A 13,027-nucleotide genomic window follows, 5' to 3' on the forward strand; every position below is an offset into this window, starting at 1 on the left:
GATGGCCAAGTCCCTGTTGATCATCAGCCGTCAAGCGCCCTGGAACGGCCCCAGCGCCCGCGAAGCGCTGGACATCGCCCTGGCTGGCGGCGCCTTCGATCTGCCCTTGGGCATGCTGTTCCTCGATGACGGCGTGTTCCAGCTTGCCGCAGGCCAGCAGCCTGGCGAACTGCAGCAGAAGAATCTCGCCGCCAATCTCCAGGCGTTGCCGATGTTCGGTGTCGAGGAACTGTTCGCCTGCGGTCACAGCCTGGCCGAGCGGGGCCTGGCCGGCGACGCGCTGGAACTGCCGGTCGAGGTGCTGGATGACGCAGCCCTGACCGCTCTGATTGCCCGTTTTGACCAGGTGGTGACGCTCTGATGACGACCTTGCATGTAATCAGCCATTCGCCCTTCAGCGACAACCGCCTGGACAGCTGCTTGCGCCTGCTGGGCACAGACGACGCCCTGCTGCTGTGCGGCGACGCGGTCTACGCCCTGCGCCCCGGCAGCGAGCCCCAGCGCAAGCTCGAAGGCGCCGCCTTGGGTAATCGCCTATACGCCCTCACCGAAGATCTGCAGGCCCGCGCCATTGACAGCGCGCTGGCCAAGCCCGTGGACTACCCGGCCTTCGTTGAACTGTCACTGCACTACCACAAGGTCAACAGTTGGCTATGAGCAACCTGACTGTCGGCGATCGGCAGATCGCCCTGGACAAGGACGGCTTTTTGGTCGACCTGCAAGACTGGTCCCACGAAGTCGCCGAAGCCCTGGCTGCGCGCGAAAGCATCCCGCTCACCGCCGATCACTGGGAAGTGTTAGCGCTGCTGCGCCAGTTCTACGAGGAGTACCAACTGTCACCGGCCACCCGCCCGCTGATCAAGTACACCGCCCTCAAGCTGGGTCCGGAAAAAGGCAACAGCCCGCACCTCAATCGCCTGTTCAACGGCACTCCCGCCAAACTGGCCGCCAAACTGGCGGGCCTGCCCAAGCCGACCAACTGCATATGACCATCGCTCGCCCACTTACCTTGCAAACCCCGGCCGAACATCCGTTCGCCGAATTCGTGCGCATCCTCGGCAAAGGCAAACGCGGCGCCCGCGGCCTGACCCGTGAAGAAGCTCGCACGGCCATGACCCTGCTGCTCGAAGACAAGGTCGAGGACACCCAGTTGGGAGCCTTCCTCATGCTGCTGCGGCACAAGGAAGAAAGCGCCGAGGAACTTGCCGGCTTCACCGAAGCCCTGCGCGCTCACCTGCAGGCTCCGGCCATCGACGTGGACCTGGATTGGCCCACCTACGCCGGCAAGAAGCGCCACCTGCCTTGGTATCTGTTGGCGGCCAAATGCCTGGCTGGCAACGGCGTGCGCATTCTCCTGCATGGCGGCGGTGCGCACACTGCTGGCCGGCTGTATACCGAACAACTGCTGGACCTGCTGGACGTTCTCCTGTGCCGCGATTGGCCCGCCGTGGCCCAGGCACTGGACGAGCGCTGCCTGGCCTTCGCACCGCTGCAGGACTGGGCCCCGCAACTGCAGCGGATGATCGATCTGCGCAACACCTTGGGGCTGCGCTCACCGATTCACTCCCTGGCCCGCGTGCTCAATCCGCTGGGTGCCCGCTGCGGCCTGCAGAGCATCTTCCATCCTGGGTACCAGGCGGTACACCGCGAGGCCAGCCGCCTGCTGGGCGACCATGCCGTGGTGATCAAGGGCGACGGCGGGGAGATCGAGGTCAACCCAGATGTGATCAGCCATCTCTACGGCACCACCGCCGGTGCAGCCTGGGACGAAGAGTGGCCGGCGCTGAGCGCCCAACGCCACGTCAAACCGGCCACCCTGCAACCTGAGCATTTGCTGACGGTATGGCGCGGCGAAGCCGAGGACAGCTACGGCGAACTGGCCGTGGTGGCGACCATGGCAATGGCCCTGCGCGGGCTTGGCCATGGCCGTGAACAGGCCTTCGAAACCGCACGCAGCTATTGGGCGACCCGCAAAAGCATCGAATAAATCGATCCGATCACGGCAGTCTTTGCGCTATTTATTCGAACAGAGTTGCCTAGACTGAGCTCCAACGACAAACGACTTTGTTCCGAGGAGCTCACCATGGGCCTTTTGATCGACGGCCGCTGGCATGACCAGTGGTACCAGAACAGCAAGGACGGCGCGTTCCAGCGCGAGAACGCCCAACGCCGCAATCAGCTGCCGGCAGCCGAAGCCGGGCGCTACCACCTGTATGTTTCCCTGGCTTGCCCCTGGGCTCATCGCACCTTGATCTTCCGCGCCCTCAAAGGCCTGGAGCCGCTGATCGACGTGTCGGTGGTGAGTTGGCTGATGGGCGAGCACGGCTGGACCTTCGATCGGCAGCACGGCTCCTCGGGCGACCACCTGGACGATCTGCAGTACCTGCACCAGCGCTATACCCAGGATGATCCACACTACACCGGCCGCGTGACGGTACCGGTACTGTGGGACAAACAGCAAAAGCGCATCGTCAACAACGAGTCAGCAGAGATCATCCGCATCTTCAACAGCGCATTCGATGAGCTGACCGGCAACCGTCTGGACCTCTACCCCGAGCCGCTGCGCGCGACCATCGATGCACTCAACGAACGCATCTACCCCGCCGTGAACAACGGCGTGTACCGCGCAGGCTTCGCCACCACCCAGGAAGCCTACGAGGCAGCGTTCGACCAAGTGTTCGCCGAGCTGGACCACCTCGAAGCCCTATTGGGCCGTCAGCGCTACCTGGCGGGGGAATACCTCACCGAAGCCGACGTGCGCCTGTTCACCACCCTGGTGCGCTTCGACGCCGTGTACCACGGCCACTTCAAGTGCAACCTGCGTCGTCTGGCCGACTACCCGAACCTGTCCAACTGGCTTCGCGAGCTGTACCAGTGGCCAGGCGTGGCCGGGACCGTGAACATGGAGCACATCCAGAAGCACTATTACATGAGCCACAAGACCATCAACCCGAACGGCATCGTGCCCAAGGGGCCGCTGCAGGACTTCGGGCTGGCGCATGACCGGGAGCGCTTGCCAGGGCGAGGAATCTGGGGACAAGGCTGATGACGCTGGGGCTGCTTTGCAGCCCTTTCGCGGCACAAGGCCGCCCCTGCATGCACAACGCGAGATTCGAGTCTTGCGCCGACCTGCAGGAGCGGCCTTATGCCGCGAAAAGGCGCCAACAATTTCAGCTGTTTTGCGAACCTTCAAACCATTTCAGCTTTTCGCGCAGCTGCACCACTTCCCCGACGATCACCAAGGTTGGCGCATGCACTTCATGGCGAGCCACCAGCTCCGGCAGGTCCGCCAGGGTCCCGGTGAACACCCGCTGATTGCGCGTAGTCCCCTGCTGCACCAGGGCCGCCGGGGTACTGGCCGCGCGGCCATGGCGGATCAGTTCGGCACAGATGGTCGGCAAGCCGACCAGCCCCATGTAGAACACCAAGGTCTGGGCAGGCGCAACCAGATCATCCCAGGGCAGGTTGCTGGTGCCATCCTTCAGGTGCCCGGTGACGAAGCGCACGGACTGGGCGTAATCCCGGTGGGTCAGCGGAATACCGCCGTACGCTGAGCAGCCACTGGCCGCGGTGATACCCGGCACCACCTGGAACGGGATGCCCTCCTCGGCCAACTCCTCGATTTCTTCGCCGCCACGACCGAAGATGAACGGATCGCCACCCTTGAGGCGCAGCACCCGCTTGCCCTGACGCGCCAGATCGACCAGCAGACGGTTGATCTGTTCCTGGGGTACAGCGTGATCGGCACGGCGCTTGCCAACGTAGATGCGCTCGGCATCTCGCCGGCACATCTCGATGATCGCTGGTGCCACCAACCGGTCATACAGCACCACGTCGGCCTGCTGCATCAGGCGCAAGGCACGGAAAGTCAGCAGGTCCGGATCGCCCGGGCCGGCACCGACCAGATACACCTCTCCCCCTTGCTGCACCGCCGCGCCCTCAACCTTGGCCTGCAACAGGCGCTCGGCTTCACTACCCTGTCCAGCCAGCTGACGTTCGGCGATCGGGCCCTGGAAGACATCCTCCCAGAAACCGCGACGCTGGTTGACGTCCGGATACAGCGCCTTGACCTTGTCGCGAAAACGCGCAGCCAGGCCGGCCAACTCGCCGTAGGCAGCCGGGATCCAGGCCTCAAGACGCGCCCGGATCAGACGCGCCAGCACCGGTGCATCACCGCCACTGGAGACGGCCACCACCAAGGGCGAACGGTCGACGATCGCGGGGAAGATCACCGTGCACAGGGCTGGCGCATCCACCACGTTGACCGGCAGGCTACGCGCCTGTGCATCGGCAGAAACCTGGGCATTGAGCACGGAGTCGTCGGTGGCGGCGATCACAAGGCGGCAACCGTCCAGGTCGCTTGGCTGGTAGCCGCGCACCAGGACCTCGCCGCGACCCTCACGGGCCAGCGCGGCCAACTGGCCGTCGACCTCCGGCGCCACCACCCGCAGCGCGGCGCCGGCATCGGCCAGCAGACGCGCCTTGCGCAGGGCGATTTCACCGCCACCGACGACCAGTACCCGCCCCCCCTGCAGCTTGTGGAACAGCGGCAGGTAATCCATTTAGCGGATAACCTCGACGCCACCCATATAAGGCTTGAGTACATCCGGCACGCGAATCGAGCCATCGGCCTGCTGGTAGTTCTCCAGCACCGCAACCAGGGTACGGCCTACGGCCAGGCCGGAACCGTTGAGGGTGTGCACCAGCTCAGGCTTGCCGGTTTCCGGATTGCGCCAGCGGGCCTGCATGCGGCGGGCCTGGAAGTCACCGCAGTTCGAGCAGGAGCTGATCTCGCGGTACTTGCCCTGGCTCGGCACCCAGACTTCCAGGTCGTAGGTCTTCACGGCGCTGAAGCCCATGTCGCCGGTGCACAGGGCCAGGACACGGTACGGCAGCTCCAGGGCCTGCAGCACGCGTTCGGCGTTGGCGGTCAGGCCTTCGAGGGCTTCCATCGACTTGGACGGCTCGACGATCTGCACCATCTCGACCTTGTCGAACTGGTGCTGGCGGATCATGCCACGGGTATCGCGGCCCGAAGCACCGGCTTCGCTGCGGAAGCATGGAGTGTGGGCAACGAATTTGATCGGCAGCTGCTTGGCATCGATGATCTGGCCAGCGACGATGTTGGTCAGCGACACTTCAGCGGTCGGGATCAGGTAGAAGTCCGCCTCGCCTTCACGGGCGATCTTGAACAAGTCCTCCTCGAACTTCGGCAACTGGCCGGTACCCTGCAGGGCCGGGGCTTGCACCAGGTAAGGGGTGTAGGCCTCTTCGTAGCCGTGCTCGCTGGTGTGCAGGTTGATCATGAACTGGGCCAGGGCACGGTGCATGCGGGCGATCGGGCCGCGCAGCAGGGCAAAACGTGCACCCGAGAGCTTGGCTGCGGTTTCGAAGTCCAGGCCGCCGCTGATCTCGCCCAGGGCCACGTGGTCCTTGATCTCGAAGTCGAAGTCACGCGGGGTACCCCAACGGCGCACCTCGACATTGGCCTCTTCGTCCGGACCGACCGGAACGCTGGCGTCCGGCAGGTTGGGGATGGTCAGCACGATGGCGTCGAGTTCGGCCTGGATGGCGTCCAGCTCAACTTTGCCGTCTGCCAGCTCGCCCGCCATGCGCTCGACGTCCGCCATCAGCGGTGCGATGTCCTCGCCCTTGGCCTTGGCCTGGCCGATGGACTTGGAGCGGGCGTTACGTTCGGCCTGCAGTTGCTCGGTGCGGGTCTGCACGGCCTTGCGGCGCTCTTCCAGGGATTCGATGCGCGCGACATCCAGGCTGAAGCCACGGGAGGCCAGGCGATCCGCCACTTCCTGAAGTTGGCCGCGTAACAGTTTGGAATCGAGCATATCGTTCTCTCGTTATGTGAGTGTTGGTTCAGAATTTGGTCAGCGACAGGCCGGCCCAAGTGGCAAGCAGCCCGCCGATTACGCTAATACCGGTATAGCCCAAGGCCAGCGGAACTTGCCCGCTTTCCATCAGGCGCACGGTATCGAGCGAGAAAGAGGAAAAAGTCGTCAGCCCCCCCAGAAAGCCGACGATCAGCCCGGCGCGCAGCTCGACCGGCGCCAGCGGCTTGTGCAGGAACAGGCCGTAGAGCAAGCCGATCAATAGGCAACCGATGAGGTTGACCGCCAGCGTACCGAGATAGAAGTGGCGTGGCCAGTGCGCCGCCACCCAATTGCTGGTGGCAAAGCGCAGCAAGGTTCCAGCGACACCTCCCGCGCTCACTGCAGCGATGAGTGCGATCATGGCTTTCTCCGCTGGCGAGGGCTGGTGCGGTCCAGCTCGGCGAGGTGGCGCAATTTTTCGCCGATCTTGAGTTCCAGGCCCCGGGGTACCGGCTGGTAGTACTGGCGCGGTTCGAGCTGTTCGGGGAAGTAGTCTTCACCTGCAGCGTACGCATCGGGCTCATCGTGGGCGTAGCGGTACTCCTCGCCATACCCCAGTTGTTTCATCAGCTTGGTGGGGGCATTGCGCAAGTGCAGCGGCACTTCCAGCGAACCATGCTCGGCAGCCTCGCGCATGGCGGCCTTGAAGCCCACGTACACGGCATTGCTCTTCGGTGCACAGGCGATGTAGGTGATGGCCTGGGCCACCGCCAACTCACCCTCGGGGCTACCCAAGCGCTCCTGAACATCCCAGGCCGCCAAGCACAGGCTCAAGGCGCGAGGGTCGGCATTGCCGATGTCCTCGCTGGCCATGCGCACCACCCGGCGAGCGATGTACAGCGGGTCGCAGCCACCATCGAGCATGCGCGCGTACCAGTACAGGGCCGCATCGGGGTTGGAGCCGCGCACTGACTTGTGCAACGCCGAGATCTGATCGTAGAAGGCTTCGCCACCCTTGTCGAAGCGCCGACGGCTGTCGCCGAGCAGGCTCTGCAACAGATCGACGCCGATCTCGCCGCCATCCTCGGCAAGGTCCGAGGCATTCTCGAGTAAATTGAGCATGCGCCGGCCATCGCCGTCGGCCGCCGCCATCAACATCTTGAAGGCTTCGTCGCCGACACTCAGTTGACGCGCGCCCAGGCCACGCTCCTCGGTCAGGGCGCGATTGACCAGCTTGCGCAGGGCCGCTTCGTCCAGGCTCTTGAGCACGTATACCCGAGCCCGCGACAACAACGCGTTGTTCAGTTCGAACGAGGGGTTCTCGGTGGTGGCACCGATGAAGATCAGCGTGCCGTCTTCCACATACGGCAGAAAGGCATCCTGCTGAGACTTGTTGAAGCGGTGCACCTCGTCGACGAACAGGATGGTCCGACGGCCATACTGGCCCGCCTGCTGCTTGGCCACCTCCACCGCTTGGCGGATCTCCTTGACCCCGGCCAACACCGCCGACACCGTCTCGAAGTGCGCGTCACAGAACTGCGCCAACAGGCGCGCCAGGGTGGTCTTGCCCACCCCAGGCGGCCCCCAGAAGATCATCGAGTGCAGCGCACCCTGCTCCAGCGCCTCACGCAGCGGCTTGCCACGCGCCAGCAGGTGCTCCTGGCCGACGTACTCGTCAAGGTTGGACGGACGCAGCCGGGCGGCCAGGGGCTGGGCGACAGGTTCGCTTCGAAACAGGTCCATGATGCGCTCTCGTTACTCCTGGATGACGTCGGCGCCTTCCGGGATCTTGAACTGGAACTTGCTCGCCGGGATCGCCTCGTTGGCCTTGACCCCATTGAACAGGATATTGGTGCGTTGGCCCACGCTGTCGACTAGTTGCATGTCGTTGATCAGACCGCGACGGAACGACACCCGCAGGGAATCGAACAAGGTGTCCTTGGTCTTGGGCTTCAAGGTGAAGTCCGTGACTTCGCCCTGTTCCTTGGAGGTGATATCGAAGCTCTGGCTGATCTTGGACACATCACCGGACAACAGCAGCGCCGGGGTCTGGTTCAGACGCACATCGAGCTTCTTGATGGTGGCCTGCTCCAGGTCAGGGTCCCACAGGGTGACCTTCTGGCCATCGGACACCACCACCTGCTCCTGGGGTGCATCGGTGCGCCAGTAGAACAAGCCCGGACGCTTGACCGACATCTCGCCGCTGGTCTCCTGCAGGCTCGTGCCGCCGGCATCGAGGGTGAGCTGGGAGAAGCGGGCGGAGATGGTCTGCGACTTCTCCAGCAACTGGGTCAAGCGTGCAACGTCCTTCTCATCGGCCTGGGCCGATACAGCGCCCAGGGCCAGGGCAGAAACCAACAGCATGCGAATCGCGCGCATGGGAATCCTCGTTGAGCAGTGAATGGGCCAGGCGCCGCCTTCGGCGCCCGGCAAGGTGATCATCAATCGCGTGGGCCACCCGGGGCAATCACTTCCCGCGAGCCGTTGCTGTTCATGGGGGTGACCACACCGGCCATCTCCATTGCCTCGATCATCCGCGCGGCGCGGTTGTAGCCGATCTTCAGCTTGCGCTGCACCGCGGAAATCGACGCTCGACGGCTTTCCAGGACGAACTGCACGGCTTCGTCGTACAGCGCATCGGCTTCCGGGTCGTCGCCATCGCCGCCACCGCCACCGCCGCCCTCGAAGCCACTGCCGGCCTCCTCGACACCGTTGAGGATGTCGTCGTTGTAGTCCGGCGCGCCGCGCAGCTTCCAGGCCTCGACCACCCGGTGCACTTCATCGTCGGAAACGAACGCCCCGTGCACACGAATCGGCAGGCTGGTGCCTGGTGGCATGTAGAGCATGTCACCGTGACCGAGCAACTGCTCGGCGCCACCCTGGTCGATGATGGTCCGCGAGTCGATCTTGCTGGAAACCTGGAACGCCATACGGGTCGGAATGTTGGCCTTGATCAGGCCGGTGATCACATCCACCGACGGACGCTGGGTGGCGAGAATCAGGTGAATACCGGCGGCTCGCGCCTTCTGGGCGATACGGGCGATCAGTTCTTCGACCTTCTTGCCAACGATCATCATCATGTCGGCGAATTCGTCGACGACCACCACGATGGTCGGCAGCGTCTTCAGCGCCGGCGGCTCGTCGTCCATGCTCTCACGGCGGTACAGCGGGTCGTGAATGACCTCGCCGGCCTCCTGGGCGTCCTTGATCTTGCGGTTGAAGCCCGCCAGGTTTCGCACGCCCATGGCGGCCATCAGCTTGTAACGACGCTCCATCTCGGCCACGCTCCAGCGCAGGGCGTTGGCGGCGTCCTTCATGTCGGTGACCACCGGGCAGAGCAGGTGCGGAATACCCTCGTAGATCGACAGCTCGAGCATTTTCGGGTCGATCATGATCAGCCGCGCGTCTTCAGGGCTCGACTTGAACAGGATCGACAGGATCATGGCGTTGACGCCCACCGACTTACCGGAACCGGTGGTACCGGCCACCAGCAGGTGCGGCATCTTGGCAAGGTCGGTGATCACCGGCTTGCCGCCGATGTCGTGACCCAGGGCCAGGGTGACCGGGGATTTCTGTTCATCGTATTGCGGCGTGGACAGCACCTCGGAGAAGCGCACCATCTGCCTGTTTTCGTTGGGAATCTCGATACCGACGGTGGTCTTGCCCGGGATGACTTCCACTACACGCACACTGGTCACCGCCAGGGAACGCGCCAGGTCCTTGGCCAGGTTGGCGATGCGGCTGACCTTCACACCGGCGGCCGGTTGGATTTCGTAGCGGGTGATCACGGGGCCCGGATGGATCGAGTCCACCGCGACTTCAACGCCGAACTCCTTGAGTTTGATCTCCAGCAACTGACCGACCCCGGCCAGGGATTCTGGCGAGTACTCGATCTTCTTCTGCTCGGCCGGGTCGAGAATGGAAATAGAGGGCAAGGTGCCTTCCACGGCGCTATCGACGAACAGCGGCGCCTGCTTTTCCTTCATCACGCGCTTGCTCGGCTCAGGCGTCTTGACCGGAGTTGGCGGCATGATCACCGGTGCGACCGGCTGCTCGCGTGGCACCACCGGTTCACGCTGCACGACCGGCCGGGCTGGCGCCTCGTCGCGCTCGCTGATGCGCTCACGTGGTTGCGGCTTGATCGGCTCGCGCTTCTCGGCAGCCATCGGCGCCACGTCGAGGATCGGTTCATCGACCTCACGCAATTGCGCCACCAGACGCTTGCGTTCATTGCGCGCCTCCCACCAGCGGTTGGCCGCACCTTGCACCAGTTCGAACAGATCGAGCGTGATCTTGCCGGTCATGTCCATGACCTTGAACCAGGACAAATCGGTGAAGACGGTCAGACCGCACAGGAACAAGGCGATGAACATCAAGGTGCTGCCTTGCACGTTCAACAGGTTGCGGGCGAGATCGCCCAGGCTCTCGCCCAGGGCTCCGCCCGCGGAGAACGGCATGCTCGCCGGGGGATGGAAATGGATATGCGCCAGCGCCGCGCCCGACAGCACCAGGAATACCAGCCCGATCAGCCGCCAGGAAAACAGCCAGCCGCTCCACTGCCAGGGCTGGTGACGCTCGCGGAAGATCTGCCAGGTCTTGATCGCCAGCAGCAACGGGAAGATGTAGGCGAAGTAGCCCAGCACCATGAACAGGACATCGGCGAAGTAGGCACCGGCGCGGCCAGCGGCGTTCTGCACCTGCTCGGCATTGCTGGTATGGCTGAAGCCTGGATCGGACGTGTCGTAGGTCAGCAGTGCCATCCACAGGTACAGGCACAGGGCGCCGACAGCGATCAGCGCACCTTCCTTGAGGCGGTAGTGCAGTTGCTGCCGCCACAGGGGCACGGGCAAAGGGGGCGGGGTTGCGGTGGATTTCTTCAAAACGCGTCTATTCCTGCGCTTGCTGCGCGTCCAGTAGTGATCGACCCGGTGTCCGGTCAATGAACCACTACTTTTAACATTACTGCCCGCCAGCCGCCATGGCGGCACGCCAGGTGAGGCTGGAGCGGCGCGGATTTCCTATGGGTGCAATTTGAGCATGCATTTTCTTTTGTGACAAAGGCTTATGCTGTGTTTTTGCACAGGTATGACAGCAAATGCGCCGGATGGTGCCGATGGACGCCTGAATGTGTAGGAAATTGCCTCGCAAAGCGCCAGCCCCCTCTCTATAGCAGCAATGGGTTGACCTACGAAGAGGACGCCGTCTGCGTTCAAACAGCCCGCTGCACACACCGCCAACTGACACCACAAGGCCACGCATTGACCTCAAACCAGCACCGCGCCATGCTGAATGCCCTCCCCTCCCCTACCGCCGAGAGACCATGCTCACCTGGCTGACCCGCGACTCGTTGAATTTCCCGCCCCTGGAAAAAGCCCTGCACGACCCCAACGGCCTGCTGGCCGCGGGCGGCGATCTGACGCCTGAGCGACTGGTACAGGCGTATCGCCATGGCTGCTTCCCGTGGTACCAGGATGGCCAACCGATCCTGTGGTGGTCACCGGACCCACGCACCGTGCTGTTCCCAGAGGAGCTGCATGTGTCGCGTTCGCTGGCCAAGTTCATCCGCCAGGGCCATTACCAAGTCAGCTTCGACACTGACTTCCCCGCCGTCATCGCCGCCTGCGCCGCACCACGCGACTATGCGGACGGCACCTGGATCACCGACAACATGCAGGCGGCCTATTGCGAACTGCATCGCCGCGGCATCGCCCACTCCGTTGAGGTGCGCCGAGATGGCGAACTGGTGGGCGGGCTCTATGGCCTGGCCATGGGCCGGCTGTTTTTCGGGGAGTCGATGTTCAGCCGCGCCGACAACGCCTCCAAGGTTGGCTTCGTGGCCTTGGTCGAGCATTTGAAAGCTGCCGGCTTCGTACTGATCGACTGCCAGATGCCGACCAATCACCTGCACAGCCTCGGTGCCCGCGCCATCAGCCGAGCGCGCTTCGCAGAGCACCTGAAACGCTATCTCGACGCCCCCAATACAGCCACCTGGGCTCGCTAGGCGAGTTCTGCCAGCTGGCTTACACTTAAGTCAAAGTCTTACCGAGGGGTTGATCATGACAGAGCTGGCGCGGTTGAAGTTCTATGCCACTCAACCCCACTCCTGCAGCTACCTGCCGGAGGAACAGGCCACTACGCTGTTCCTGGACCCTAGCCAACCGATGGACGTGCATGTCTATGCCGACCTGTCGGAAATGGGCTTCCGGCGCAGTGGCGATCACCTGTACCGCCCTCATTGCCAGAATTGCAACGCGTGCGTGCCTGCGCGCATTCCGGCTGCACGCTTCATTCCCAACCGCCAGCAACGGCGCATCCTCAAACGCAATGCCGACCTGACCGTCACCGCCGCCCGCCCGACGTTTCGCGAAGAATATTTCGACCTGTACCGACGCTATATCGAGCAACGTCATGCCGACGGTGACATGTATCCGCCAAGCCGTGACCAGTTCTCCACCTTCCTGGTACGCGACCTGCCGTTCTGCTGGTTCTATGAGTTTCGCCTGGAAGGCAAACTGGTGGCGGTGGCCGTGAGCGATCTGCTGCCCAACGGCCTCTCGGCGGTCTATACCTTCTACGAACCCGAGCAGGAGCGCCGCAGCCTCGGGCGCTATGCCATCCTCTGGCAGATCACCGAAGCCCTGCGCCAGAACCTCGACGCGGTCTACCTCGGTTACTGGATCAAGAACTGCAAGAAAATGAACTACAAGACCCAGTACCGGCCTATCGAACTGCTGATCAACCAACGCTGGGTCACCCTCAATTGAAAGCATTGGCTTGAAACACAGTTTTCGGGCATAATCCACGCCACTTTTTTTGCCCGGTGCAGTTGTGTATCGGGCCAATCACTGGATACCGAGGGCTTTACTGCATGTCGAAAGAAGACAGCTTCGAAATGGAAGGTACTGTCGTCGACACCCTGCCCAACACCATGTTCCGCGTGGAGTTGGAAAACGGGCACGTCGTAACCGCGCACATCTCCGGAAAGATGCGCAAGAACTACATCCGTATTCTCACTGGCGACAAGGTCCGCGTCGAACTGACGCCGTATGACCTGAGCAAGGGCCGCATCACCTACCGCGCCCGCTGAGTCTCAGCCAATAAAAAAGCCCGGCCAATGCGCCGGGCTTTTTTATGCTCGCTCATAACGTGCACAAGACCGCTTCTACAGGAGAGAACTCGCCCTCTCGTAGGAGCGGCCTTGT

General features: G+C 63.2%; 14 protein-coding genes. 8 read left to right on the forward strand and 6 right to left on the reverse strand.

All coding sequences use genetic code 11. From position 1 onward, the window contains the following. The first annotated feature begins 1 nt into the window (after position 1). From tusC to ACNFCH_RS07810, 5 genes are all read left to right on the forward strand, one after another. The gene (tusC, locus tag ACNFCH_RS07790) at positions 2-361 is read left to right on the forward strand and encodes a sulfurtransferase complex subunit TusC (protein ID WP_337158943.1); all 360 of its coding nucleotides are present in this window, start codon (positions 2-4) and stop codon (positions 359-361) included. Beyond that, positions 361-657 (forward strand): sulfurtransferase complex subunit TusB, encoded by a 297-nt coding sequence (gene tusB, locus ACNFCH_RS07795; RefSeq protein WP_337158944.1) that lies wholly within the window; start codon positions 361-363, stop codon positions 655-657. Before tusC ends, tusB begins: the two co-directional genes overlap by 1 nt. Continuing rightward, positions 654-989 carry a TusE/DsrC/DsvC family sulfur relay protein gene (locus tag ACNFCH_RS07800; protein WP_196164056.1) on the forward strand — a complete coding sequence of 112 codons (336 nt, stop codon included), beginning with the start codon at positions 654-656 and terminating at the stop codon, positions 987-989. Before tusB ends, ACNFCH_RS07800 begins: the two co-directional genes overlap by 4 nt. Further along, positions 986-1,987, forward strand: a complete 1,002-nt coding sequence (locus tag ACNFCH_RS07805; protein WP_416742587.1) for a glycosyl transferase family protein — start codon at positions 986-988, stop codon at positions 1,985-1,987. Before ACNFCH_RS07800 ends, ACNFCH_RS07805 begins: the two co-directional genes overlap by 4 nt. Positions 1,988-2,083: 96 nt before the next feature. Then, the gene (locus ACNFCH_RS07810; RefSeq protein WP_337158946.1) at positions 2,084-3,046 is read left to right on the forward strand and encodes a glutathione S-transferase family protein; all 963 of its coding nucleotides are present in this window, start codon (positions 2,084-2,086) and stop codon (positions 3,044-3,046) included. Between the two features lie 124 nt (positions 3,047-3,170). Here ACNFCH_RS07810 and cysG read toward each other — a convergent pair whose 3' ends face one another. From cysG to ACNFCH_RS07840, 6 genes are all read right to left on the reverse strand, one after another. After that, positions 3,171-4,562 (reverse strand): siroheme synthase CysG, encoded by a 1,392-nt coding sequence (gene cysG, locus ACNFCH_RS07815; RefSeq protein ID WP_337158947.1) that lies wholly within the window; start codon positions 4,560-4,562, stop codon positions 3,171-3,173. After that, complete coding sequence (serS, locus tag ACNFCH_RS07820; protein WP_337158948.1) at positions 4,563-5,843, reverse strand: serine--tRNA ligase; 1,281 nt, start codon at positions 5,841-5,843, stop codon at positions 4,563-4,565. 28 nt (positions 5,844-5,871) lie between these two features. Next, on the reverse strand, positions 5,872-6,246 hold the full coding sequence (crcB, locus tag ACNFCH_RS07825) for a fluoride efflux transporter CrcB (protein ID WP_337158949.1): 375 nt from the start codon (positions 6,244-6,246) through the stop codon (positions 5,872-5,874). Then, positions 6,243-7,568, reverse strand: a complete 1,326-nt coding sequence (locus ACNFCH_RS07830; protein WP_337158950.1) for a replication-associated recombination protein A — start codon at positions 7,566-7,568, stop codon at positions 6,243-6,245. Before ACNFCH_RS07830 ends, crcB begins: the two co-directional genes overlap by 4 nt. Before the next feature lie 12 nt (positions 7,569-7,580). Beyond that, complete coding sequence (gene lolA / locus ACNFCH_RS07835; RefSeq protein WP_337158951.1) at positions 7,581-8,204, reverse strand: outer membrane lipoprotein chaperone LolA; 624 nt, start codon at positions 8,202-8,204, stop codon at positions 7,581-7,583. 62 nt (positions 8,205-8,266) lie between these two features. Continuing rightward, positions 8,267-10,765, reverse strand: coding sequence for a DNA translocase FtsK (locus ACNFCH_RS07840; RefSeq protein ID WP_416742588.1), 2,499 nt, complete (start codon positions 10,763-10,765; stop codon positions 8,267-8,269). Between the two features lie 380 nt (positions 10,766-11,145). On the opposite strand from ACNFCH_RS07840, the gene aat reads away from it, so the two are divergent. The 3 genes from aat (at position 11,146) to infA (ending at position 12,912) form a co-directional block, all read left to right on the forward strand. Beyond that, positions 11,146-11,826, forward strand: a complete 681-nt coding sequence (gene aat / locus ACNFCH_RS07845; RefSeq protein WP_416742589.1) for a leucyl/phenylalanyl-tRNA--protein transferase — start codon at positions 11,146-11,148, stop codon at positions 11,824-11,826. 55 nt (positions 11,827-11,881) lie between these two features. After that, complete coding sequence (locus tag ACNFCH_RS07850; RefSeq protein ID WP_070092658.1) at positions 11,882-12,589, forward strand: arginyltransferase; 708 nt, start codon at positions 11,882-11,884, stop codon at positions 12,587-12,589. Positions 12,590-12,693: 104 nt separating this feature from the next. Further along, positions 12,694-12,912: a translation initiation factor IF-1 gene (gene infA, locus ACNFCH_RS07855; RefSeq protein WP_002553999.1), complete on the forward strand. Its 219-nt coding sequence runs from the start codon at positions 12,694-12,696 to the stop codon at positions 12,910-12,912. Positions 12,913-13,027 lie beyond the last annotated feature (115 nt).

The organism is Pseudomonas sp. NY15354, assembly GCF_048068075.1.
In the GTDB taxonomy this organism is placed as follows: domain Bacteria; phylum Pseudomonadota; class Gammaproteobacteria; order Pseudomonadales; family Pseudomonadaceae; genus Aquipseudomonas; species Aquipseudomonas guariconensis_C.